Annotated in this window: 17 protein-coding genes; 8 read left to right on the forward strand and 9 right to left on the reverse strand. The window is 64.8% G+C overall.

The features are described 5' to 3' along the window. Nucleotides 1-129 precede the first annotated feature (129 nt). The 4 genes from tuf to rpsL form a co-directional block, all read right to left on the reverse strand. Entirely contained in the window at nucleotides 130-1,305 is a 1,176-nt protein-coding gene (gene tuf, locus K3551_RS15880; protein WP_259915491.1) for an elongation factor Tu, read from the reverse strand. Between the two features lie 104 nt (nucleotides 1,306-1,409). After that, nucleotides 1,410-3,530, reverse strand: a complete 2,121-nt coding sequence (fusA, locus tag K3551_RS15885; protein WP_259915497.1) for an elongation factor G — start codon at nucleotides 3,528-3,530, stop codon at nucleotides 1,410-1,412. A gap of 83 nt (nucleotides 3,531-3,613) precedes the next feature. Next, nucleotides 3,614-4,084 (reverse strand): 30S ribosomal protein S7, encoded by a 471-nt coding sequence (rpsG, locus tag K3551_RS15890; RefSeq protein WP_259915498.1) that lies wholly within the window; start codon nucleotides 4,082-4,084, stop codon nucleotides 3,614-3,616. 66 nt (nucleotides 4,085-4,150) lie between these two features. Then, the gene (rpsL, locus tag K3551_RS15895; protein ID WP_085835153.1) at nucleotides 4,151-4,522 is read right to left on the reverse strand and encodes a 30S ribosomal protein S12; all 372 of its coding nucleotides are present in this window, start codon (nucleotides 4,520-4,522) and stop codon (nucleotides 4,151-4,153) included. Between the two features lie 277 nt (nucleotides 4,523-4,799). Here rpsL and K3551_RS15900 point away from each other — a divergent pair, with 277 nt between their 5' ends. After that, nucleotides 4,800-5,603, forward strand: coding sequence for a putative rhamnosyl transferase (locus K3551_RS15900; protein WP_259915501.1), 804 nt, complete (start codon nucleotides 4,800-4,802; stop codon nucleotides 5,601-5,603). Nucleotides 5,604-5,695: 92 nt separating this feature from the next. On the opposite strand, the gene K3551_RS15905 is transcribed toward K3551_RS15900, so the two are convergent. Together K3551_RS15905 and K3551_RS15910 are read right to left on the reverse strand one after the other, a co-directional pair. Further along, nucleotides 5,696-6,559 (reverse strand): DMT family transporter, encoded by an 864-nt coding sequence (locus K3551_RS15905; RefSeq protein WP_259915502.1) that lies wholly within the window; start codon nucleotides 6,557-6,559, stop codon nucleotides 5,696-5,698. After that, nucleotides 6,556-7,434 (reverse strand): putative rhamnosyl transferase, encoded by an 879-nt coding sequence (locus tag K3551_RS15910; protein ID WP_259915503.1) that lies wholly within the window; start codon nucleotides 7,432-7,434, stop codon nucleotides 6,556-6,558. The genes K3551_RS15905 and K3551_RS15910 overlap by 4 nt, the downstream gene beginning before the upstream one ends. 524 nt (nucleotides 7,435-7,958) lie before the next feature. Here K3551_RS15910 and acs point away from each other — a divergent pair. The 7 genes from acs to K3551_RS15945 all read left to right on the forward strand — a co-directional run bounded on the left by acs (nucleotide 7,959) and on the right by K3551_RS15945 (nucleotide 16,578). Next, nucleotides 7,959-9,902, forward strand: coding sequence for an acetate--CoA ligase (gene acs, locus K3551_RS15915; protein WP_259915505.1), 1,944 nt, complete (start codon nucleotides 7,959-7,961; stop codon nucleotides 9,900-9,902). Beyond that, a complete protein-coding gene (locus tag K3551_RS15920; protein WP_259915507.1) occupies nucleotides 9,902-10,588 on the forward strand; it encodes an adenylate kinase in 687 nt (228 codons plus the stop codon). Before acs ends, K3551_RS15920 begins: the two co-directional genes overlap by 1 nt. Before the next feature lie 51 nt (nucleotides 10,589-10,639). Next, nucleotides 10,640-10,930, forward strand: a complete 291-nt coding sequence (locus K3551_RS15925) for a DUF4212 domain-containing protein (protein ID WP_259915513.1) — start codon at nucleotides 10,640-10,642, stop codon at nucleotides 10,928-10,930. A gap of 2 nt (nucleotides 10,931-10,932) precedes the next feature. Then, the gene (locus tag K3551_RS15930) at nucleotides 10,933-12,732 is read left to right on the forward strand and encodes a sodium:solute symporter family protein (protein ID WP_259915515.1); all 1,800 of its coding nucleotides are present in this window, start codon (nucleotides 10,933-10,935) and stop codon (nucleotides 12,730-12,732) included. Between the two features lie 103 nt (nucleotides 12,733-12,835). Continuing rightward, nucleotides 12,836-14,653 (forward strand): DUF294 nucleotidyltransferase-like domain-containing protein, encoded by a 1,818-nt coding sequence (locus tag K3551_RS15935; RefSeq protein ID WP_259915516.1) that lies wholly within the window; start codon nucleotides 12,836-12,838, stop codon nucleotides 14,651-14,653. Nucleotides 14,654-14,684: 31 nt separating this feature from the next. After that, nucleotides 14,685-15,206 carry a hypothetical protein gene (locus tag K3551_RS15940; protein WP_259915517.1) on the forward strand — a complete coding sequence of 174 codons (522 nt, stop codon included), beginning with the start codon at nucleotides 14,685-14,687 and terminating at the stop codon, nucleotides 15,204-15,206. Nucleotide 15,207: 1 nt separating this feature from the next. Next, nucleotides 15,208-16,578, forward strand: a complete 1,371-nt coding sequence (locus tag K3551_RS15945) for a 3'-5' exonuclease (protein WP_259915526.1) — start codon at nucleotides 15,208-15,210, stop codon at nucleotides 16,576-16,578. Here the strand turns inward: K3551_RS15945 and K3551_RS15950 are convergent. The 3 genes from K3551_RS15950 to rpoB all read right to left on the reverse strand — a co-directional run bounded on the left by K3551_RS15950 (nucleotide 16,575) and on the right by rpoB (nucleotide 25,507). Continuing rightward, nucleotides 16,575-16,943 carry a GFA family protein gene (locus tag K3551_RS15950; protein ID WP_259915528.1) on the reverse strand — a complete coding sequence of 123 codons (369 nt, stop codon included), beginning with the start codon at nucleotides 16,941-16,943 and terminating at the stop codon, nucleotides 16,575-16,577. The genes K3551_RS15945 and K3551_RS15950 overlap by 4 nt on opposite strands. Before the next feature lie 97 nt (nucleotides 16,944-17,040). Next, a complete protein-coding gene (gene rpoC, locus K3551_RS15955) occupies nucleotides 17,041-21,285 on the reverse strand; it encodes a DNA-directed RNA polymerase subunit beta' (protein ID WP_259915531.1) in 4,245 nt (1,414 codons plus the stop codon). Between the two features lie 82 nt (nucleotides 21,286-21,367). Next, nucleotides 21,368-25,507 carry a DNA-directed RNA polymerase subunit beta gene (gene rpoB, locus K3551_RS15960; protein WP_259915532.1) on the reverse strand — a complete coding sequence of 1,380 codons (4,140 nt, stop codon included), beginning with the start codon at nucleotides 25,505-25,507 and terminating at the stop codon, nucleotides 21,368-21,370. Nucleotides 25,508-25,525 lie beyond the last annotated feature (18 nt).

Consider the following 25,525-nt stretch of genomic DNA (forward strand, 5'->3'; position numbering starts at 1 on the left):
GCCATCGACAGGTCAACGTCGACATCATCGGTTTTTTGGCACGCCCCCCCCGTCACCGACGAAAAAGGGCCGCCCGGTCTGGGCGGCCCTTTCGAGAAGCGGTTGGGGGCTTTCCCTTGGGAAAGGACCTTACTCGGTGATCTTCGACACCACGCCGGCACCGACGGTGCGGCCACCTTCGCGGATCGCGAAGCGCAGGCCGTTTTCCATCGCGATCGGCGCGATCAGCTCGACGTCGAACTTCAGGTTGTCGCCCGGCATCACCATCTCCGTGCCCTCGGGCAGGTTCACCGTGCCGGTCACATCCGTCGTGCGGAAGTAGAACTGCGGGCGGTAGTTCGCGAAGAACGGCGTGTGACGGCCACCCTCTTCCTTGGTCAGGATGTAGGCCTCGGCCTCGAACTTCGTGTGCGGCTGAACCGAACCCGGCTTGCACAGAACCTGACCGCGCTCAACGCCGTCACGATCCACACCACGCAGCAGCGCGCCGATGTTGTCGCCCGCCTCACCACGGTCCAGCAGCTTGCGGAACATCTCGACGCCCGTGCAGGTCGTCTTCTTGGTGTCGCGGATGCCGACGATCTCGATCTCGTCGCCCACGTTGATCACGCCACGCTCGACACGACCGGTCACAACCGTACCACGACCCGAGATCGAGAAAACGTCCTCGACCGGCATCAGGAAGGGCTGGTCAACCGCACGCTCGGGCGTCGGGATCCAGGTGTCGACGGCTTCCATCAGCTTGCGGATGGAGTTCTCGCCGATCTCTTCGTCGCGGCCTTCCATCGCAGCCAGAGCCGAGCCGGGGATCACGGGAATGTCGTCGCCCGGATACTCGTAGGACGACAGCAGCTCGCGGATCTCCATCTCGACGAGCTCCAAGAGCTCCTCGTCGTCGACCTGGTCGACCTTGTTCATGTAGACGACCATGGTCGGGATGCCGACCTGGCGACCCAGCAGGATGTGCTCGCGCGTCTGGGGCATCGGGCCGTCGGCCGCGTTCACAACCAGGATCGCGCCGTCCATCTGGGCGGCACCGGTGATCATGTTCTTGACGTAGTCGGCGTGGCCGGGGCAGTCGACGTGGGCGTAGTGACGCGCCTCGGTCTCGTACTCGACGTGCGCCGTCGAGATCGTGATGCCGCGGGCCTTCTCTTCGGGGGCGCCGTCGATCTGGTCGTAGGCCTTGAAGTCGCCGAAGTACTTCGTGATCGCCGCCGTCAGCGTCGTCTTGCCGTGGTCAACGTGACCGATCGTGCCGATGTTCACGTGCGGTTTGTTACGTTCGAACTTTGCCTTCGCCATGGGAAGGTCTCCTCTGTCAGTGAGGCGGACATGCCGCCGGAATATCGTAGGCGGGCGGGATTATCCCCGCCCGGAGCGGGAGGGCGCCGGAGCGCCCCCCGTCATCAGGCGAACTTCTTCTGGATCTCGTCCGAGATGTTCTGCGGGACCGGATCGTAATGGTCGAACTGCATCGTGAACTGCGCGCGGCCCGAAGACATGGAACGCAGGGTGTTGATGTAGCCGAACATGTTGGCCAGCGGAACAAAGGCGTCGATCGCGATGGCGTTGCCGCGCGGCTCTTGCCCGGACACCTGACCACGACGGGACGTCAGGTCACCGATGATACCGCCGGTGTAATCCTCGGGCGTGATCACCTCGACCTTCATGATCGGCTCCAGCAGCTTGGCACCTGCCTTGCGCATGCCTTCGCGCATGCCCATCCGGCCGGCGATCTCGAAGGCCAGAACCGAGGAGTCGACGTCGTGGAACTTGCCGTCGAGCAGCTGGACCTTGAAGTCGATGACCGGGAAGCCCGCGAGCGGACCCGAATCCATGACCGACTTGATGCCCTTTTCGACGCCCGGGATGTATTCCTTGGGCACCGCGCCACCAACGATCTTGGATTCGAACGAGAACCCCTCGCCCGCTTCGGTCGGAGAGATCAGCAGCTTCACTTCGGCGAACTGACCGGACCCACCCGACTGCTTCTTGTGGGTGTAGGTATGCTCGACCTCGTGGCCGATGGTCTCACGATAGGCAACCTGCGGGGCACCGATGTTGGCCTCGACCTTGAACTCGCGCTTGAGGCGGTCAACCAGGATGTCCAGGTGAAGTTCGCCCATGCCCTTCATGATGGTCTGACCCGATTCCAGGTCGGTTTCCACGCGGAAGGACGGGTCCTCGGCGGCAAGCCGCTGCAGGCCCTGGGACATCTTTTCCTGGTCGGCCTTGGTCTTGGGCTCGACGGCGATCTCGATGACCGGATCGGGGAAGGTCATGGTTTCGAGAACGACCTGATCGTTCACGTCCGACAGGGTGTCACCCGTCGTCGTGTCCTTCAGGCCGGCCAGCGCGATGATGTCGCCTGCGAAGGCTTCCGTGATTTCCTCACGGTTGTTCGAGTGCATCATCATCATCCGACCGACGCGCTCTTTCTTGCCCTTGGTGGTGTTCTGGAGCGTGTCGCCCTTGTTCAGAACGCCCGAGTAGATGCGCGTGAAGGTCAGCGAGCCGACAAACGGGTCGTTCATGATTTTGAACGCCAGGCCGGAGAAGGCCATGTTGTCGTCGGCGCGGCGCGGGATGTTCCGCGTCTCGGTCTCGTCACCGGGTTTGAAGCCCATGTAGTCGACCACGTCCATCGGCGACGGCAGATAGTCGATGACCGCGTTGAGCAGAGGCTGAACGCCCTTGTTCTTGAACGCGGACCCACCCAGGACCGGCACGAAGCTGAGCGACAGGCAGCCCTTGCGGATCAGCGCGCGCAGGGTCGCAACGTCCGGCTCGGCGGCGTCCATCAGGTACGCTTCCATCGCGTCGTCGTCCATTTCGACGGCGGCTTCGATCATCTTGCCACGCCACTCGTCGGCCATGGCCTTGAGGCTGTCGCGGATCGGAGCCTTGATCCAGGACGCGCCCAGATCTTCGCCCTGCCACAGCCACTCTTCCATGGTGACCAGGTCGATCAGGCCTTCCAGCTCGGTCTCGGCCCCGATCGGAATACCGACGGGGACGGCGCGCGCACCGGTGCGGTCCTCGATCATGCGGACGCAGTTGAAGAAGTCGGCGCCGATCTTGTCCATCTTGTTGACGAAGACCATCCGCGGAACCTTGTAGCGGTCGGCCTGACGCCAGACGGTCTCGGTCTGCGGCTCGACACCGGCGTTGGCGTCCAGAACACAGACGGCCCCGTCGAGAACGGCGAGCGAACGCTCGACCTCGATGGTGAAGTCAACGTGACCGGGGGTGTCGATGATGTTCAGGCGGTGCTTCGCGCTGTCCGGCTCGACGCCGTTCTCGGTCCGCTCCCAGAAGGTGGTGGTGGCAGCCGAGGTAATGGTGATGCCCCGCTCCTGCTCCTGCTCCATCCAGTCCATGGTGGCGGCGCCGTCGTGGACTTCGCCGATGTTGTGGGATTTGCCGGTGTAGAACAGGATCCGCTCCGAGCAGGTGGTCTTGCCTGCGTCGATGTGGGCCATGATCCCGAAGTTCCGGTATCGGTCGAGGGGATAGTCGCGTGCCATGTGGCGTACCTCAAATGGAGGAGAAACGGGGACGGGGGCCCCTGACGAGCCCCCGTGATATGCGGTCTATATAGGCGCCGAACTTACCAGCGGTAGTGGCTGAATGCCTTGTTGGCATCGGCCATCTTGTGGGTGTCTTCGCGCTTTTTCACGGCCGAGCCACGGGACTGGACGGCGTCGATCAGCTCACCGGCCAGACGCTCTTCCATGGTGTTCTCGTTGCGGGCACGTGCGGCCTTGATCAGCCAGCGGATGGCCAGGGCTTCGCGACGCTCGGGGCGCACTTCGACGGGCACCTGGTAGGTGGCACCACCGACGCGGCGCGACCGCACTTCGACAGAGGGTTTGATGTTCTCGAGGCTCTCGACGAACACTTCGATGGGCGAGCGCTTCAGCTTGCCTTCAACCCGGTCGAGCGCGTTGTAGACGATACGCTCGGCGACGGCTTTCTTGCCGTCGATCATCAGGTTGTTCATGAACTTGGTCAGAACCTTGTCGCCATACTTGGCGTCGGGCAGAACTTCGCGCTTTTCAGCGGCGTGGCGGCGGGACATGACGGTCTCCTCCTAAAACGGTGGGTCAAACCCACCTTTCGTTTCGATACGGGCGAGGACCGCCGATTATTTCGGACGCTTGGCGCCGTACTTGGAACGACGCTGACGGCGATCCTTGACACCCTGGGTATCCAGCACACCGCGCAGGATGTGGTAACGGACACCCGGAAGGTCTTTGACACGACCGCCGCGGATCAGGACCACGGAGTGTTCCTGCAGGTTGTGGCTCTCACCGGGGATGTAGGAGATGACCTCGAAGCCGTTGGTCAGACGCACCTTGGCGACTTTCCGCATGGCCGAGTTCGGCTTCTTCGGCGTGGTCGTATAGACGCGCGTGCAGACGCCGCGCTTCTGCGGGCAGGATTCCAGGTGCTGCGACTTGGAACGCTTGACCTTGGGCTGACGCGGCTTGCGGATCAGCTGCTGGATGGTGGGCATGTGGGTGTCCCCGTTTGTTCAACTTCAATCTCGTCCGGCACCGACGCCCCAAAAGACCGAAGGCCGCAGCCGCTCGGAATTCCGACCTGAGCGATGCGGTTGGGTGACAGAGGACGCGGGAAACAGTATCCCGGATCGTGTGCGACGGTTCTGGCTTGCCGGACCCGAGCGAAATCTTCGCCCGGACCGAATTGGGGGTCACATAGGGGAATCGCCGGGGGGTGTCAACGCGTGGCCGGGGCTTGCCGCCTGCCGTCTTTGCGGCCACCAATCAGACATGTCCGATCCCCAGATCCTTGCCCTTGTCCGTTTCGCCTATCCGGGCCTCGGCGGTTTTCAGACCGAGCACGATACCGTCGCCGCGCGGCAGGCGCATCTATGGCATCCCGACCGGCTGGAGGCGCGGTTTCGCACGCTCGAACACCTCAGCCTGCGCACCTTGGCCGCGCAGACCGACCGTGATTTCCGCACCCTGATCGTCACCGGTGATACCCTGCCGGAGCCTTGGCGGACACGTCTTCTGACGCTTGCCCGTCGCGTGCCGGGCGCAGAGGTCGTGTTCCACCCCCCCATGAACCAGCGCCACGCGATGGAAGAGATCGTCAACGCCCGGATCGACCCGGATGGCGGCCCGGTCATCCAGTTCCGCCACGACGACGACGACGGCGTCGGGTGCCGCTTTGTCGCCCGTTGTCGTGAAACGTTGGATCAGGTGCGGCCGCTGTGGCAGGCGCACGGCCGCCTGGCGCTCGACTTCAACAAGGGGTTCATGCTGCGCCTGACACCGGATGGCCCCTTGGTGGAGGAGGCGGCGCGCACCCATCTGGGCGTGGCCCAGGCGTTGATTCTGCGCCCGACGATCCGCCGCACGGCGGTGCATTTCCCGCATCACCGGCTGGGCCTGCTGATGCCATCGGTCACCCTGCCGGACGCGCGGATGTGGCTGCGCGGAGTGGACGGCACCAACGACAGCCGGATGGACGGCCAGTTGGACCGCCTGCGCCCGGCTTCGCCGGACCAGCGGGCAGAGCTGGAGGAGCGGTTCGGCCTGGACCTCGCCGCCGCCACCGCCAGTTTCTGAGGTCGGAGGGGGCTCTGCCCCCGCCTTCGGCCCCCCGCGGTATTTATGGCCAGAGGAAGACGGGGGCCCGGCGCGTTAACCTTAACGAAGAGTTACGGGGCCACGCGGGTTTCCCGCCACAGGGTGTAAAGCCCCGTCCCCACGATCAGGCCCGCGCCCAGCAGGGTAATGCCGTCCGGCCAGTCCCCAAACACCAGGAACCCGAGCAGCAGCCCCCAGATCATCGCGGTGTAGCGGAACGGCGTGACCACCGCGACCTCGCCCACCCGCATCGCCATGACCGAAAACAGGTAGCCCCCCAGGATAAACACGCTGGCCAGCAGGACCAGGCCGCCCTGCCCCGTGCCTGGCATCTGCCAGTCCTCGCGCAGCGACAGCACCAGGCCCAGCGTCATGACGGCAGCGGCGGTATAGAGCGCGACCTTCAGGCTGGGCACCTCGCGCGACAAACGTCGGGTGATCAGATCGCGGGCCGTGATCAGGATCACCGCAAGAACGGCCAGCAGCGCCCAATAGTCGAACCCGTCCGGACCCGGACGCACGATCAGCAAAACCCCGACAAAGCCCACGCCGATCGCCGTCCAGCGCCGCCAGCCCACCTGCTCGCCCAGGATCAGCGCACCCGCCGCCGTGATCGTCAGCGGCAGCGCCTGAAGGATCGCGGTGATATTGGCCAGGGGCATGTGGGTCAGCGCGATGATGAACGGCAGAAAGGCGCAGACCTCGGCCAGGCAACGGCCCGCCACCGCCAGACGGTCGCCGCGCGGAATCGGTTGCCGCAGGGCTCCGGTGACATGGGCCAGGATCGCCAGCAAGACGCAGACCCCTATGCCCCGCAGGAACACCGCCTGAAAGGTCGGTAAACCCTGGGCCAGCAGCTTGATGCAGGCATCGTTGAGCGTGAAGGTCGCCATGGACCCCATCATCAAGAAGGCCCCGCGCAGGTTGTCGGTCACGTGAGCGGGCCCTTGGGTCCGCTGTCGCGGCCTTCTTCCGGGGGTTCAGGCATCAGGGCCATGACGCGGTCGGCGTCCAGACCGAACCGGTCGTGCAGCAATTTCCGTCCTTTGCGGGTCGCCATTTCGACAGCGTGGGGCGGGATGGACCGGCCGCTGTCGTTGTGGCCGTGCAGGGTGCGCAGGAACATATGCGCGGGCCCCGGCTCCATGTAGGTCGGAACATAACAGCCCAAGCGTCTGTGATTGTAGCGATAAATGCAGGTGGGCATGTCTGCCGTGGTGATCATCGCGCAGGCCAGACCCAGGGGCTGCGGTTCCCGGAACTCGTGGAAGGGCTGCGCGGGGTCGTAGAGGTTCCAGTAGACGCCGCGCGAAAAGGCGATGGTGTAGGGATCGCGCGCAAGTCCCGCCCCGATCACCCGGTCGGCGATGTCGCGCGTGCGGGCGATGTAATCGGTCGAGACGGCATCATCATCGTCGATGCGGAACCCGGTGACATGGGTATTTTCCGTCTCGCCACCATAGTGTTCCAACCCCCTGCGAAAGCTGCGCTTGGCGGCGGCCAGGGCACCCATTCTTTCCATGAAACAACACTTTAGGAAGGGGTATGCCTCCTCCAACGCGCGCAGACGCTTGCGGTGGCGCATCGGCAAAGTGGTGCCTGCAAGGATCACGCAGCGAAAGTCCGCATCGGTCTGCGCGGCGAGAGACGGCAGGGTAATCGCCTCCAGGTAGTCGAAACGCTGTTCGAGGCGCGCGTCGTCATAAAGATGCGCCTCCAACGCGGCCTCGGACAGCTGGCTGACGGCGAACCCTTCCTTGGCGGGGTAGGAGAAGCGCAGGACGCCGATGATGCGATTTCGGAAGGTCATGCGGGTTGGTGACACGGGCGCGGCAGCCGGGCAAGCGTCCAGACGGTTTGCCCCGTTTTGGGGCACCTCTGGCGGTCGGTTTTCACGGTTTGGGGGAAACCATCAGGGCTGCGGTCAGGGTCGAATCGTAGCCCGATGCACGGCCATGGCTGCGGATCGGTCTGCCGGGTCAGATGGCGCGCCTGGCGGTCGCCGGGGGTGTGACGGCCCCGGCCGGAAACGGACCGCTTTCACAAGGTTCGCGACCTGCTTGCCGACCTTGGGCGCTAACATTGCGGCGGTGCAGCATCGCGTTGACAGCGCAAGCCTATGGAAACCTGCGGGTTCTGGGTATTGAACCGGCGTTCGTTTACAACGAAACGCCCTACCTGTGAATTTCTTTTCAAAAATTTGTTGCCTAAACAGTAGCCTGCTGACGCCTTTACTGACGCCACGGTAAGCCTCTTTACAGCGGCGGACCCCTTGGCAATCGGTGCCAAGGCCGGCCCGCCAGCGCAAAGCGCAGTTGGGAGGCTGACCAGGACATGATCGACACACCCCGTAAGACCGAACCCCCCACCCCCCACGTGACGGCGGCGCAATACGCCGACCGCTATGCCGCCTCGATCGCCGATCCGGAGGCATTCTGGGGCGCGGCGGGCCAGCGGCTGGACTGGATGACGCCCTACACCAAGGTCAAGGATGTCAGCTTTGCGCCGGGCAACGTGTCGATCAAATGGTTCGAGGATGGGGTTCTGAACGTCTCGGCCAATTGCATCGACCGGCACCTGGACACGCGGGGCGATCAGACGGCGATCATCTGGGAACCGGATGAGCCGACGGACGAAGCGCTGCACATCACCTACCGGGAGCTGCACGCGAACACCTGCCGGATGGCGAACGTCCTGAAGGGGTTGGGCGTGGGCAAAGGCGACCGGGTGGTTCTGTATCTGCCGATGATCCCGGAGGCCGCCTATGCGATGTTGGCCTGCGCGCGGATCGGGGCGATCCATTCCATCGTTTTCGCCGGGTTTTCACCCGATGCACTGGCGGCGCGGATCAACGGGTCCGAGGCCAAGGTCGTCATCACCGCCGACGAGGCCCCGCGCGGCGGGCGCAAGACCGCGTTGAAGTCTAACGCCGATGCGGCCCTGCTGCATTGCGACGAGGACGTGGTGTGCCTGGTCGTCAAGCGCACCGGCGGGCAGACGACCTGGACCGGGCGCGACCGCGACTATACCGCCCTGGCCGCCGAGGCCGCGCCCGTTTGCGACCCCGAACCGATGGGGGCCGAAGATCCGCTGTTCATCCTGTATACCTCCGGGTCGACCGGTCAGCCCAAGGGCGTTGTGCATACCTCGGGCGGGTATCTGACCTACGCGGCGATGACCCATGAGCTGGTCTTCGACTACCACGAGGGCGAGGTGTTCTGGTGCACCGCAGACGTCGGCTGGGTCACGGGGCACAGCTATATCGTCTATGGGCCGCTGGCCAACGGCGCGACCACGGTGATGTTCGAGGGTGTGCCGACCTACCCGGACGCGGGCCGGTTCTGGCAGGTCTGCGAGAAATACGGCGTGGCGCAGTTCTATACCGCCCCCACCGCGATCCGCGCCTTGATGGCCAAGGGCGACGGGCCGGTGAAGGCCCATGACCTGTCGTCCCTGCGGGTGCTGGGCACGGTGGGCGAGCCGATCAACCCCGAAGCCTGGAACTGGTACAACGACGTTGTGGGCGGCGGGCGTTGTCCGATCGTCGACACCTGGTGGCAGACTGAGACCGGCGGCCACCTGCTGACCCCCCTGCCCTTTGCCACGGAGCTGAAGCCCGGCTCGGCGCAGCAGCCGTTCTTTGGCGTCGTGCCCAAGGTGCTGGACGCAACAACAGGCGCGGAAATCACCACGACCGAGGCGGAGGGCGTTCTGGTCCTGGCCGACAGCTGGCCCGGCCAGATGCGCACGATATGGGGCGATCACGAGCGGTTCGAGAAGACGTATTTCAGCGACTACAAGGGATATTACTTCACCGGTGACGGCTGCCGCCGGGATGCGGATGGCGACTATTGGATCACCGGGCGGGTCGACGATGTCATCAACGTCTCGGGCCACCGCATGGGCACCGCCGAGGTTGAAAGCGCGCTGGTCGCCCATGCCAAGGTCGCCGAGGCGGCGGTCGTCGGCTATCCGCACGCGGTCAAGGGTCAGGGCATCTATGCCTATGTCACCCTGATGGGGGGCGAGGAACCGTCGGAGGACCTGCGCAAGGAGCTGTCGGACTGGGTCCGCAAGGAGATCGGCCCCATCGCCAAGCCGGACCTGATCCAATGGGCCCCGGGCCTGCCCAAGACGCGGTCGGGCAAGATCATGCGCCGCATCCTGCGCAAGATCGCCGAGGACGATTTCGGGGCCTTGGGCGACACCTCGACCCTGGCCGATCCGTCCGTGGTCGATGACCTGATCGAGAACCGCATGAACCGGGAGGTGGCGTGATGGACGGCTTCGTCAGCGCCGCCAAGGCCCCCGTCATCATCCTGCTTGGCCCGCCGGGGGCCGGCAAGGGCACCCAGGCCCGGATGTTGGAGACGCGGTTCGGGTTGATCCAGCTGTCGACCGGCGACCTGCTGCGCAAGGCCGTGGCCGACGGCACCGAGGCGGGACAGCTGGCCAAACCGATCATGGACTCCGGCGGGCTGGTCACGGACCGCATCGTCCTGGCGATTCTGCTGGAGCGGCTGGAGCAGCCCGATTGCGCCGGTGGCGTGGTGCTGGACGGATTCCCACGCACCACGGCCCAGGCCGAGGCGCTGGACGCCATGCTGGCGGCGCGCGGTCAGGAAATCGACGCTGCGATATCGCTGGATGTCGACGACGCGCGGATGGTGCAGCGCATCGCCGGGCGGTTCACCTGCGCGGGTTGTGGCGAAGGCTATCACGAGGCGTTCAAGGCCCCGAAGGTCGCCGAGACCTGCGACCATTGCGGCGGGACCGAGATGCTGCGCCGTGCCGATGACAACGCCGCGACCGTGATGTCGCGGCTAGAGGCCTACCACGCCCAGACCGCCCCCCTGATCGAACACTACGCCGCGACCGGGGCCCTGCGCCGGGTCGATGCGATGGGCGAGATCGACGCCATCGCCGAGGCGCTGGCCGAAATCGTGGCGGCACAGACGGCCTGACGCCCGCAAGGGCACCGCGAACGACCACATAACAACGGAGGAACGTCAAAAATGGCGGAACAAGGGACAACAACCAAACCGGCGGGTGCCGCGGGGGACGGGGCCGGATACTGGGCCGCGAACATCCGCGTCATCACCTGGTCACTGGTCATCTGGGCGCTTTGCTCATTCGGATTCGGCATCCTGCTGCGCCCGTTGCTCAAGGGCATTTCGGTCGGGGGCACGGACCTGGGATTCTGGTTCGCGCAACAAGGCTCGATCCTGGTCTTTCTGGGTCTGATCTTTTTCTACGCCTGGCGGATGAACAAGCTGGACCGTGAATACGGCGTCGAGGAGGACTGATCATGGACCAGTTTACCCTGAACCTTTTGTTCGTGGGCGCGTCCTTCGCGCTCTATATCGGGATCGCCATCTGGGCGCGCGCGGGCTCCACCTCCGAGTTCTATGCGGCCGGGCGCGGCGTTCATCCCGTCACCAATGGCATGGCCACGGCGGCGGACTGGATGTCGGCTGCGTCCTTCATTTCGATGGCGGGTCTGATCGCCTTTACCGGCTACGATAACTCCAGCTTCCTGATGGGCTGGACCGGCGGCTACGTCCTGCTGGCGCTTTTGCTGGCCCCCTACCTGCGCAAGTTCGGCAAGTTCACGGTGTCGGAATTCATCGGCGACCGGTTCTATTCCCCGACCGCGCGTCTGGTGGCGGTGATCTGCCTGATCGTCGCATCGACCACCTATGTCATCGGTCAGATGACCGGCGTCGGTGTCGCTTTTGGCCGGTTCCTGGAAATCTCCAACACCTCCGGGTTGCTGATCGGCGCCTGCGTGGTGTTCGCCTATGCGGTGTTCGGCGGCATGAAGGGCGTGACCTATACGCAGGTGGCGCAATATGTCGTGCTGATCATGGCCTACACGATCCCGGCGGTCTTCATCTCGCTGCAACTGACGGGCACGCCGATCCCGGCGCTGGGCCTGTTCGGGTCGGTCGAGGCATCGGGCGGCGAAGGGTCGGTCTATCTGCTGACTAAGCTTGACCAGATCGTCACCGACCTGGGCTTTGCCAGCTACACCGAGGCGCACAAGGACAACCTGAACATGGTTCTGTTCACGCTGTCTCTGATGATCGGCACGGCGGGTCTGCCCCATGTCATCATGCGCTTCTTCACCGTGCCGAAGGTGTCGGACGCCCGCTGGTCGGCTGGCTGGGCGCTGGTGTTCATCGCGCTGCTCTACCTGACGGCCCCGGCTGTCGGCGCCATGGCGCGGCTGAACATCACCGATCTGATGTGGCCGGGTGGGACAGATGGTCAGGCCGTTTCGGTCGAAACCATCGAAACCGCGCCCGAATACAACTGGATGCTGACCTGGCAGAAGACCGGTCTGCTGGACTGGGAAGACAAGAACGGCGACGGCCGCATCCAGTACTACAACGATGCGTCCGACGCGATGGCCGAGAAGGCCGCGGCGAACGGTTGGACCGGCAATGAGCTGACCAACTTCAACCGCGACATCCTGGTGCTGGCCAACCCCGAGATCGCCAACCTGCCGGGTTGGGTCATCGGTCTGGTGGCGGCGGGTGGCCTGGCGGCGGCCCTGTCCACGGCGGCGGGCCTGTTGCTGGCAATCTCGTCGGCGGTGTCCCACGACCTGCTCAAGGGTCAGTTGACGCCCAACATGTCCGAGAAGTCAGAGTTGATGTCGGCCCGGATTGCCATGGCGGTCGCCATCGCGGTGGCGACGTTCCTGGGCCTCAACCCCCCTGGGTTCGCGGCGCAGACCGTGGCGCTGGCCTTTGGTCTGGCGGCGGCGTCGATCTTCCCGGCGCTGATGATGGGGATCTTCTCCAAGCGGGTGAACAACGTGGGCGCGGTGTCCGGCATGCTGTCGGGTCTGCTGTTCACGCTGATCTACATCTTCCTGCACAAGGGATGGTTCTTCGTCGCTGGCACCAACTCCTTCCCTGACACGGTCGACGGCAGCCTGTTCGGCATCCAGTCGACGGCCATCGGTGCGGTGGGTGCCTTGATCAACTTCGCCGTGGCCTACGCGGTGTCGTTGTCGACGGCGGACACCCCGCAGGAGATCAAGGACCTTGTCGAAAGCGTCCGCGTCCCCGCCGGGGCCGGTGCCGCGGTCGACCACTGATCCCTCGGGCGGACCGGGGGTCTCTCCCCTCTCGGTCCGCTTCACCTGGCCCTGCCCTTTCCCTGGGGGTGGGGCCATCTTTTTCCCCGAAGGAGGGTCCGCCATGACCGTCGATGCGCTTGCCTTCCTGTCGCGCCTGCATCCCTACGACGCCCTGTCCGACGCGGTGCGCCGCGACATTGTCGCCCGTGCCCGCGTGGTACGTGTGGCCGCCGGGGGCCCGGTCTATGAGCACGGCGCCATCCTGGACGGTCTGTATGTGATCGCCACCGGCCAGGTGCGGGTACGCGATGCTAGGGGCGCGGTGCTGTCGCTGCTGTCGCCGGGGAATTCCCTGGGCGAGCGGGGGCTGCTGGCCGAAGGGCGGGCCGTGACCTCTGCCGAGGCGGTGGGGGACAGCACCCTGCTGATCCTGCCCACCGATCTGTTTCATTCGCTGCGCCAGGCGCAGCCCGCCTTCCGCCGTTTTTTCGACCGCAGTCGCGGCGCGGCGCAGACCCGGCCCAGCAGCCTGTCGGAGGTGCGGGCCACCAGCCTGATGGCTGCAAACCCCGTGACCTGCACGCCCGAGACGTCGGTTTGCGACGCGGCCCGCCGGATGCGGGACCACCACATTTCCTGCCTGTGCGTTCTGGAGGGGGGGCGTTTGGCCGGCCTCGTGACCCTGCGCGACCTTGTGGGCAAGGCCCTGGCCGAGCGTCTGCCGGGGGACACGCCGATCGCGCGGATCATGACGCCCGATCCGCGCACCCTGCCGCCCGAGGCGACCGGGTCCGACGTGCTGCACCTGATGGCGGAGCATCGGCTGGGTCATCTGCCCGTCGTATCGGGTGGCGCGCTGCTGGGCATCGTCACGCAGACCGACCTGACCGCGTTTCAATCCGCGACCTCTGCGGGGTTGGTGGGCGAAGCGGCGCGGGCGGCGGACGTGCCCGCGCTGGCCGCCGCCTGCGCGCGCATTCCGCAGATGCTGGCGCAACTGGTCGGGGCGGGACATCGCCACGACAGCGTCACCCGCGCCGTGACCGATGTGGCCGACGTGGTGACCCGCCGCCTGCTGAGCCTGGCGCAGGAGACGCTGGGCCCGCCGCCCGCGCGCTATCTCTGGGCGGCCTGCGGCAGCCAGGGGCGGCAGGAACAGACCGGCGTGTCGGACCAGGACAACGTGCTGATTCTGGAGGATGGGCTGGATGAACGCGCGCTGCGCTATTTCGCGCAACTGGCGACCTTTGTCTGCGACGGGCTGAACGCCTGTGGCTACGTCTATTGCCCCGGCGACATGATGGCCACGAACCCGCGTTGGTGTCAGCCGGTGTCGGTCTGGCGCGACTATTTCGCCCATTGGATCGCCAACCCCTCGAAAGAGGCGCAGATGCTGGCCTCGGTCATGTTCGACCTGCGCCCCATCGGCGGGGATGCGACCCTGTGGGACGGGTTGCAGAAGGACACCTTGGCGCAGGCGGCGGGCAATTCGATCTTTACCGCGCATATGGCGTCCAACGCGTTGACGCATGGCACGCCCTTGGGCCTGCTGCGCGGCTTTGCCACCATCCGGTCGGGCGACCACCGCGACACCATCGACATGAAGCATTCCGGTGTTGTCCCCGTCGTGGACCTGGGCCGGATGTATGCCCTGCAGGGCAAGCTGGAGGCGGTGAACACCCGCGCCCGGTTGGACGGCGCGCTGACGGCAGGGATCGTCAGTCCGGGGGGCGGGCGCGACCTGCTGGATGCCTACGACCTGGTGGCGGACACCCGCCTGCGGCATCAGGCGGACCAGATCCGTGACGGGCAGGCACCCGACAACTTTCTGCCCCCTGCCCGGCTGTCGGATTTTGAGCGCAGCCACCTGCGCAACGCCTTTGTCGTGATCAAGACCATGCAAGCGGCGCTGATGCAGGGGCGTGGTATACTTGGGTAAGCCATGACGAACCAATGGGAGGAGGAACCCGATGTTCTTTGAATTGATCGGCGTGATCGTCGCCGGGGCCGCCGTGGCCCTGATCGTCTGGGCCATCACCCGGACCCTGAAGGGACGCTTGCCGAAATGGCTGATCCCCGCCTCGGCGGGGGGCGCGATGCTGATTGCGACGGTATCGATGGAATACGGCTGGTTCGCGCGCACCTCGGCCACGATGCCTGCGGGCCTGGTGGTGGCCGAAACCATCGAGGCACCGTCGCCCCTGCGTCCCTGGACCCTGGTCTGGCCCTACGTCAGCCGATTTGTCGCGGTCGACCGTGCCAGCCTGCGGACCCATGACGGACAGCCCGATCAACGGATCATGGACCTGGTGTTCTACGGCCGGTGGGCGCGGACAGCCAAGGTGCCGATGCTGTTCGACTGCGCCGGGCTGCGGTGGGCGGATATCGCCGACGGGGTGGATTTTGCCGCCGACGGGGCGGTCACCGGGGCGGCCTGGTTATCGGTTGCGGCGGACGACCCGGTTCTGACCACTGCCTGCGCCGAGGCGTGACATGGGCCGCCTGAACCTGCGGTTGCGGGTATTCCTGTTCTTCGCGCTGATGGCGTTTGGCGGCTGGGCCGTGGTGCTGGGCGCGCTCTGGCTGGGGTATCGGCAATCGGGGGGGATCGTGTCGGGCTATGTCACGGCAGGGATCGTGGCGGGGTTCGGGTTGCTCGCGCTGAGCGTTTTTGTCTGGCGGCTGTTCGATGAACACGTGTCCAAGGCGGTGGACCGTCTGGCCGCCGTCTTTCGGCTGGGGGCCGCGGGCGGGCCTGCGCTGGACGACGGCGCGGCGCGCTATCTGGGCGATCTGGGCCCGGCGGCGCGCGCGCTGCGCGACAGGCTCGACGCGGCCGATACCGCAACCGGGGCCGTGGTTGCCGCCCGGACCGAGGGGTTGGAGCGGCAGCGCGCGCAACTGTTGCGCATCCTGTCGGACATCCCGGTGGCGGTGATCGTCGCGACGCAGGACCACCAGATCGCGCTTTATGACGGGCAAGCAGCAGCCCTGATGGCGCAGGAGGGGCCGGTGCGTCTGGATGGGTCGGTCTTCGACTATCTGGACGAAGCCGACCTGCGCGCGGCGCTGACGTCGGTCGGAACATCTGCCCGGGTGCCGGTAACGATCCGGGGGCGGTCCGGGGGGACCTATGCGGGACACCTGCGGGTGTTCGACGGCGACGGCTATGTCGTCATGTTGGAGCCGTTGGACGCGGGCGCGGCGCGGCCCATTGTCTACGATTTCGACCTGATGGATCGGGTTCGGCCCGGCGACCCCGAAGAGACGCCGCTGCGCGAGTTGTCCTTCGTCGTCTTTGACAGCGAGACGACCGGCCTGAACCCACAGGCCGACGCCGTCGTGCAGCTGGGCGCGGTGCGCGTGGTCAACGGGCGGATCATCCGGTCCGAGACGTTCGAGACATTGGTGGACCCGAAACGCCCGATCCCCGCCGCCGCGACGCGCGTGCATGGGATCGACGACGCGATGGTGGCCGGGGCGCTGTCGTTTCCGACGGCGCGGGCGGCGTTCCATGCCTTTGCAAAGGGGGCGGTGATCGTGGCCCACAACGCCCCGTTCGACATGGCGTTCCTGCACGCCGTCAAGACCGGGATGCGGTTCGACAACCCGGTTCTGGACACGGTGCACCTGTCGGCCATCGTGTTCGGCGGTGCGGCGGATCATACGCTGGATGCGATCTGCGACAGGTTGGGGATCATCCTGCCGGAGGAGGTACGGCACACGGCCCTGGGCGATGCCATGGCCACAGCAGAAGCCTTTGTCGCGATGCTGCCGGTTCTGGAGGCGAAGGGCCTGACCACCTTTGGACAGGTCCGGGCAGAGATGCGCAGGCATGCGCGCATCCTGAAGGTACAGGACTAGCGGTTCCGGTCGAACTGGGTCGCGCCGGGCACCGGGCGCAGCCAGCTTTCGCGGCGGATCGTCCAGAGTTCATAGGTTGGCGCGAATTGATCCGGTGCATCCAGGGCACCCAGATGCAGATCCACCTCGGTGCCCGAGACGGCGAAGACCGAGCTTCCGCAGGTGGCGCAGACGTGGCGTCCGTCGTGGGCGCGGGTCTTGCCGGTGATCGCGACGGCGCTGCCCCGGAAGACGGCCGCCGCGAAGAACGGCGCGCCGTGGTGTTTGCGGCAATCGAGACAATGGCACAGCCCGACACGGTCGGGTGCCCCCGTCGCGGTGATCCGCACGGCCCCGCATTGGCACCCACCTGTCACCAGACCCATTTTTCGTCCCCCCGGCGGATAGCTTAGAGCGGCGCATCAAAAGGCAAAAGGCCCCGCCGGATCGCTCCGACGGGGCCTTTTGAGGATCGGTTCGGGATCAATCTTCGGAAGAAGATCCCTCGGCTACCGGTGCGCTGCCGAAGACGTCGTCAGCAGATTGGGTCGGCTCCGGCGCGGCCAGTGCAGCGGCCTTCTCGGCCTCCAGACGGGCGGCTTCGATGACGACGCTGTCGCGCTTGGTGGCGATGGCGCGCATCTCCTGGGTGGCACCACCGGTGCCCGCCGGGATCAGACGACCCACGATGACGTTCTCTTTGAGGCCGACCAGCTTGTCCTTCTTGCCCTGAACCGAAGCCTCGGTCAGCACGCGCGTCGTCTCCTGGAAGGAGGCGGCGGAGATGAAGGAGCGGGTCTGCAGGGACGCCTTGGTGATGCCCAGCAGGATCGGCTCGGCGGTGGCCGGACGATCGCCGCGTTTCTCGGCCTTTTCGTTGGCCTCCATCAGCTCTGCCTTGTCGACGTTCTCGCCCTTGAGAAGCGTGGTCTCGCCCGAGTCCAGAATCTCCCACTTCTGGAGCATCTGACGCACGATGACCTCGATGTGCTTGTCGTTGATCTTCACGCCCTGCAGTCGGTAGACGTCCTGCACTTCGTCGATCAGGTAGTCGGCAAGCGCCTCGATGCCCAGGATCCGCAGGATGTCGTGCGGGGCCGGGTTGCCATCCATGATGTTGTCACCACGCTGGATGAAGTCGCCCTCACCCACCGGGATGTGTTTGCCCTTGGGCACCATGTAGTCGATCGGCTCCAGGCTGTCGTCGGCGGGGACAACGGTGATCCGGCGCTTGTTCTTGTAGTCCTTGCCGAACTTCACATAGCCGTCCTGTTCGCAGATGATCGCGTGGTCCTTGGGACGGCGCGCTTCGAACAATTCGGCCACACGGGGCAGACCACCGGTGATGTCCTTGGTCTTGGTGCCCTCACGCGGGATCCGCGCAACCACGTCGCCGGCCTTCATCGTCTGGCCGTCTTCGACCGAGAGGATGGCGTCCACCGACATCGTGTAGGTCAGCGGATTGCCGGCCTCGTTGCGGACGGGTTCGCCGTCTTCGCCCACAAGGATCACTTCCGGCTTCAACTCGTTGCCCTTGGGGGCGGAGCGCCAGTCGGAGACGATCTTCTGGGTCATGCCGGTCGCGTCGTCGGTCTCGTCCCGGACGGAAATGCCCGCGTAGAGGTCGACGAACTTCGCCTTGCCGTCGGCTTCGGCGATGATCGGCAGGGTGAAAGGGTCCCATTCGAACAGCTTGTCGCCGCGCGCCACGTCCTGACCTTCGGTGACGTGCAGGGTCGTGCCGTAGCCCAGCTTGTGGGACGACAGCTCTTCGCCGGCGGCGTCTTCGATGACCAGGGTCATGTTGCGGCCCATCACGACGATGCCACCGGCCTCGTTGGTCAGGGTGTTGGCGTTGCGGAACGCGATCTTACCGGCGGCAGACGCCTCCATGAAGGACTGCTGACCACCCTGGGCCACGCCGCCGATGTGGAACGTCCGCATCGTCAGCTGCGTGCCCGGCTCACCGATGGACTGGGCCGCGATGATGCCGACGGCCTCGCCCAGGTTCACCTTGGTGCCGCGCGCCAGGTCGCGACCGTAGCAGGTGGCGCAGACGCCTTCCTCGGCCTCACAGGTCAGGGGCGAGCGGATGCGCATGGTCGACACGCCCGCCGCCTCGATGGCGTCGGACTTGCGTTCGTCGATCAGCTCACCGGCCTTGCAGACGATGTCTTCGGTGCCAGGCACATAGACGTCATCGGCGGATACCCGGCCCAGGATACGCTCGGCCAGCGAAGCGACGACTTCACCGTCGTTGACCGCGGCAGAGGCCGTGATCGCCTTTTCGGTGCCGCAGTCGTCCAGACGGACAATGCAGTCCTGCGCCACGTCCACCAGACGACGGGTCAGATAGCCCGAGTTCGCCGTCTTGAGCGCGGTATCGGACAGGCCCTTACGTGCGCCGTGGGTCGAGTTGAAGTATTCAAGAACGGTCAGACCTTCCTTGAAGTTCGAGATCACGGGCGTTTCGATGATGTCGCCGTTCGGACGCGCCATCAGGCCGCGCATGCCGCCCAACTGCTTCATCTGCGTGACAGAACCACGGGCACCGGAGTGGGCCATCATGTAGACCGAGTTCGGCTCGTTCTCGGCACCGTTCTCGTCCACGCCAGCCTGGCTGATCGTGGTCATCATGGCGTCGGTGACCTTGTCGTTACACTTCGACCAGGCATCCACGACCTTGTTGTACTTTTCGCCCTGAGTGATCAGGCCGTCCATGTACTGCTGTTCAAAGTCCTTCACCTGGTCGCGCGTCGCATTGACGATCGGCCACTTGGTATCGGGCACGACCATGTCGTCCTTGCCGAACGAAATGCCGGCCTTGAACGCTTCGCGGAAGCCCAACGTCATGATCTGGTCGCAGAAGATGACCGATTCCTTCTGACCGCAGTAGCGGTAGACGGTGTCGATGACCTGCTGCACCTCTTTCTTGCGCAGCAGGCGGTTCACCAGCTCAAAGGGCGCCTTGGCGTTCTTCGGCAGCATGGAACCGAGGCGCACGCGGCCCGGAGTCGTCTCGTAGACGCGGAACACTTCCTCGCCCATTTCGTCGATCTCGGTGATGCGCGCCTTGATCTTGGTGTGCAGGTGAACTTCACCGGCCTCCAGCGCATGGGTCACTTCGTCGATGGAGGCGAAGGTCATGCCCTCGCCCTTCATGCCGGAGCGTTCCATGGACACGTAGTAGAGGCCCAGGATCATGTCCTGCGACGGCACGATGATCGGTGCGCCGTTGGCGGGCGACAGAACGTTGTTCGTCGACATCATCAGGACGCGCGCCTCAAGCTGGGCTTCCAGCGAGAGGGGCACGTGAACGGCCATCTGGTCACCGTCGAAGTCGGCGTTGAACGCCGAACAGACCAGCGGGTGCAGCTGAATAGCCTTGCCTTCGATCAGGACAGGTTCGAACGCCTGAATGCCCAGACGGTGCAGCGTGGGCGCGCGGTTCAGAAGGACCGGGTGCTCCCGGATGACCTCGTCCAGGATGTCCCAAACCTCGGGGCGCTCCTTCTCGACCAGCTTCTTGGCCTGCTTGACGGTGGACGACAGGCCCTTGGCTTCAAGACGCGAGTAGATGAACGGCTTGAACAGTTCGAGCGCCATCTTCTTCGGCAGGCCGCACTGATGCAGCTTCAGCTCCGGCCCCGTCACGATGACGGAGCGGCCCGAGAAGTCGACGCGCTTGCCCAGAAGGTTCTGGCGGAAGCGGCCCTGCTTGCCCTTGAGCATGTCCGACAGCGATTTCAGCGGACGCTTGTTGGCACCCGTGATGACGCGACCACGACGGCCATTGTCGAACAGCGCATCGACGGATTCCTGCAGCATCCGCTTTTCGTTGCGGACGATGATGTCGGGCGCGCGCAGCTCGATCAGCCGCTTGAGGCGGTTGTTCCGGTTGATAACCCGGCGATAGAGGTCGTTCAGGTCAGACGTCGCAAAGCGGCCACCGTCCAGCGGCACCAGCGGGCGCAGCTCTGGCGGGATGACCGGAATGACCGTCAGGATCATCCATTCCGGGCGGTTACCGGATTCGATGAAGGATTCGACGATCTTCAGGCGCTTGATGATCTTCTTGGGCTTCAGCTCGCCAGTGGCCTCTTTGAGGTCCTCGCGCAGCGTTGCGGCTTCCTGCTCCAGGTCGATGGCGGCCAGCATCTCGCGGATGGCTTCCGCGCCGATGTTGGCCTGGAACGCGTCGGCACCATAGGCGTCCTGGGCATCCATGAACTCCTCTTCGGACATCAGCTGTCCGTAAGTGAGGTCGGTCAGACCCGGTTCGATCACGACGTAGTTCTCGAAGTAGAGAATGCGTTCCAGATCGCGCAGCGTCATGTCCAGCATCAGGCCGATGCGCGACGGCAGCGACTTGAGGAACCAGATGTGGGCCACGGGCGAGGCCAGTTCGATGTGGCCCATCCGCTCGCGGCGGACCTTTTGCAGCGTGACTTCGACGCCGCATTTCTCGCAGACGACGCCGCGATACTTCATGCGCTTGTATTTGCCGCACAGGCATTCGTAGTCCTTGATCGGACCGAAGATGCGCGCGCAGAACAGGCCGTCACGCTCGGGCTTGAACGTGCGGTAGTTGATGGTCTCGGGCTTCTTGATCTCACCGTAGGACCACGAGAGGATCCGCTCGGGCGAGGCCAGAGAGACCTTGATTTCGTCGAACACCTTTTGCGGGGCGATCGGATTGAACGGGTTGTTCGTCAGTTCCTGGTTCATTTGGTAACCTTTTGAAAAGGGGCGCGAAGGGAGGCGGTGGGCATGGCGATGCCCACCTGACGAGCGATGGTCCGGGTGACCGTCACTCGCTGTCTTCCTCCGCATCCAGGAGTTCCATGTTCAGGCCGAGGCCGCGGACTTCTTTCACGAGAACGTTGAAGCTCTCGGGGACGCCCGCTTCGAAGTTGTCCTCGCCCTTGACGATGCTCTCGTAGACCTTGGTCCGGCCCGCGACGTCATCCGACTTGACCGTCAGCATTTCCTGCAAGGTGTAGGCAGCACCGTAGGCTTCGAGTGCCCAAACCTCCATCTCACCGAAGCGCTGACCACCGAACTGCGCCTTACCACCCAGCGGCTGCTGTGTGACGAGGGAGTACGGACCCGTGGAACGGGCGTGGATCTTGTCGTCCACCAAGTGATGCAGCTTCAGCAGGTACTTGACGCCGACCGTGACCTTGCGCGCGAATTGCTCGCCCGTGCGGCCATCGAACAGGTCCGACTGGCCCGAGGTATCGAAACCGGCACGGGTCAAGGCGTCGTTGACGTCCTCTTCCTTGGCACCGTCGAACACCGGGGTCGAGATCGGCACGCCTTTGGTGACGTTGGACGCGGCCTCCAGGAAGCCATCCTCGGTCATCTCTTCGAGCCATTCCTCGTAGGCCTGCTCGCCGTAGGCGATCTTCATCGCGTCACGCACCGGGGTCATGTCGCCCGAGCGGCGATATTCGTCCAATGCATCATCGATCTGAATGCCCATGCCGCGCGCGGCCCAGCCCATGTGCGTCTCCAGGATCTGACCGACGTTCATGCGCGACGGCACGCCCAGCGGGTTCAGAACGAAGTCGACGGGGGTGCCATCTGCCAGGAACGGCATGTCCTCCATCGGGACCACCTTGGAGATGACGCCCTTGTTGCCGTGACGGCCGGCCATCTTGTCGCCCGGCTGAAGCTTGCGCTTCACCGCGATGAAGACCTTGACCATCTTCATCACGCCCGGCGGCAGGTCGTCGCCGCGGCGCACCTTTTCGACCTTGTCCTCGAACCGGGCCTCCAGGGCGCGCTTCTGGATCTCGTACTGCTCGTTGAGCGCCTCGACCTGCTGCGCGTCCTCTTCGCCCTCTAGCGCGAGCTGCCACCACTGACCGAAGGACAGCTGCGACAGCACGTCGTCGGTGACGACCGTGTTCGGACGGATCCCCTTGGGGCCTTTCACGGCGGTCTTGCCGTCGATCATGCCCTTGAGACGCGCATAGATGTTGCGGTCCAGGATTTCGCGTTCGTCATCGCGGTCGCGCGCCAGGCGTTCCACCTGCTCACGCTCGATCTGAAGCGCGCGCTCGTCCTTTTCGACGCCGTGGCGGTTGAAGACACGAACTTCGACAACGGTGCCGTAGTCGCCCGGCTTCACGCGCAGCGAGGTGTCGCGCACGTCAGACGCCTTTTCACCGAAGATGGCGCGCAGAAGCTTCTCTTCCGGCGTCATCGGGCTTTCGCCCTTGGGGGTGATCTTGCCCACCAGGATGTCGCCCGGCTCCACGTCGGCACCGATATAGACGATGCCTGCTTCGTCGAGGTTGCGCAGGGCTTCTTCGCCGACGTTCGGGATGTCGCGGGTGATCTCTTCCGGCCCGAGCTTCGTGTCACGCGCGGCGACTTCGAATTCCTCGATGTGGATCGAGGTGAAGACGTCGTCACGGGAAATCCGCTCGGAGATCAGGATCGAGTCCTCGTAGTTGTAGCCGTTCCACGGCATGAAGGCGACGACGACGTTCTTGCCGAGCGCCAGTTCCCCCATATCCGTCGACGGGCCGTCGGCCAGAACCTCGCCCTTGCGGACGCTGTCGCCCACCTTCACCAGCGGGCGCTGGTTGATGCAGGTGTTCTGGTTGGACCGCTGGAACTTGCGCAGACGGTAGATGTCCACACCCGCGTCACCCAGGGCCAGATCCTCGGTGGCACGCACAACGATACGCTGCGCATCGACCTGGTCGATGACGCCGCCACGCTTGGCCATGATGGACGCACCGGAATCGCGGGCCACGACTGCTTCCATGCCGGTGCCCACGAAGGGGGCGTCGGCCTGCAGCAGCGGAACCGCCTGACGCTGCATGTTCGATCCCATGAGAGCGCGGTTGGCGTCGTCGTTTTCAAGGAACGGGATCAGGGCCGCGGCGACCGAGACCAACTGCTTGGGCGAGACGTCGATCAGATCGACGTTGTCGCGGCTTTGCAGCATGTAGTCGCCCGCCTGACGGGTCGAGACCAGCTCGTTCTCGAACGACAGCTCGTCGGTCAACTTGGCGTTGGCCTGAGCCACGGTGTGCCGCATCTCTTCGGTGGCGGACATGTACTGGACTTCGTCCGTCACCTTGCCGTCCACGACGCGGCGATACGGCGTCTCGATGAAGCCGTACTTGTTCACGCGGGCAAAGGTGGCCAGCGAGTTGATCAGACCGATGTTCGGGCCTTCCGGCGTCTCGATCGGGCACATGCGGCCGTAGTGCGTCGGGTGCACGTCGCGCACCTCGAAGCCGGCACGTTCGCGGGTCAGACCGCCCGGTCCAAGCGCCGAGAGGCGACGCTTGTGCGTCACTTCGGACAGCGGGTTGGTCTGGTCCATGAACTGCGACAGCTGCGAAGAGCCGAAGAATTCGCGGACAGCAGCCGCCGCCGGTTTCGCGTTGATCAGGTCCTGGGGCATGACCGTGTCGATCTCGACCGAGGACATACGCTCCTTGATGGCACGCTCCATCCGCAGCAGGCCGACGCGATACTGGTTTTCCATCAGCTCGCCTACGGAGCGCACGCGACGGTTGCCCAGGTGGTCGATGTCGTCGATGTCGCCACGGCCGTCACGCAGCTCGACCAGGGCCTTGATGCAGGCCATGATGTCGGCGTCGCGCAGGGTGCGCACGGTGTCTTCGGCGTCCAGATCCAGGCGCATGTTCATCTTGACCCGGCCCACGGCGGACAGGTCATAGCGTTCGCTGTCGCGGAACAGCTGGTCGAACAGGGTCTGGGCGGCGTCGACGGTGGGCGGCTCGCCCGGGCGCATGACGCGGTAGATGTCCATCAGCGCGCCTTCGCGACCGATGTTCTTGTCGGCGGCCATGGTGTTGCGCATGTACGGGCCGACGGTGACGTTATCGATGTCGAGAACCGGGATCTCTTCGACGCCCGCGTCCAGCAGCTCCTTGAGGATACCGCCCGACACTTCGCCGGCCTTGTCCAGCTCCCAGGTCAGTTCATCACCGGCCTCTGCGTAGATCGCGCCGGTTTCTTCGTTGATGATATCGCGGGCCGCGAACTTGCCGATGATGCCGTCGAAGGGCACCAGGATTTCTTCGACGTTGGCTTCTTCGCGCAGCTTCTTGACCTGGCGCGGAGTGACCTTCTTGCCGGCTTCGATCACGACTTCGCCGGTGGCGGCATCGATCACGTCCATGGCCGGGCGGGTGCCCGAGAACCGCTCCGGGAAGAACTTGGTCGCCCAGCCTTCGCCCCTGCGGTGCGAATAGGTGACGGTGTCATAATAGGCATCCATGATGCCTTCCTGGTCCAGGCCCAGAGCATAGAGCAGCGTCGTCACCGGCAGTTTCCGGCGACGGTCGATGCGGCAGAACACCAGGTCCTTGGCGTCGAATTCGAAGTCCAGCCAGGAGCCGCGATAGGGAATGATGCGGCAGGCGAACAGCAGCTTGCCCGAGCTGTGCGTCTTACCCTTGTCATGATCGAAGAACACGCCCGGCGACCGGTGCATCTGGGAAACGATGACCCGCTCGGTGCCGTTGACGATGAAGGTGCCGTTGGGCGTCATCAGGGGCATGTCGCCCATGAAGACGTCCTGTTCCTTGATGTCCTTGACCGACTTGGCCGAGGTATCATCATCGATATCGAACACGATCAGACGCAGCGTCACCTTCAGCGGCGCGGCGTAGGTCATATCGCGCTGCTGGCATTCCTCGACGTCGTACTTCGGCTCTTCCAGTTCGTATTTCACGAACTCGAGGATGGCCGTCTCGTTGAAGTCCTTGATCGGAAAGACCGATTGGAACGTGCCCATCAGGCCTTCGCCGTCCATCGGCTGGGCGTCATCGCCCGAGCGCAGGAACAGGTCGTAAGACGACTTCTGAACTTCGATGAGGTTCGGCATCTCCAGCACTTCGCGGATTTTGCCGTAGTAGCGACGGATACGTTTGGAGGACGCTTGCGTCTGAGCCATGTGGTGCTCGCCTTTTAT

It is taken from the genome of Jannaschia sp. M317 (genome assembly GCF_025141175.1).
Lineage (GTDB): Bacteria > Pseudomonadota > Alphaproteobacteria > Rhodobacterales > Rhodobacteraceae > Jannaschia.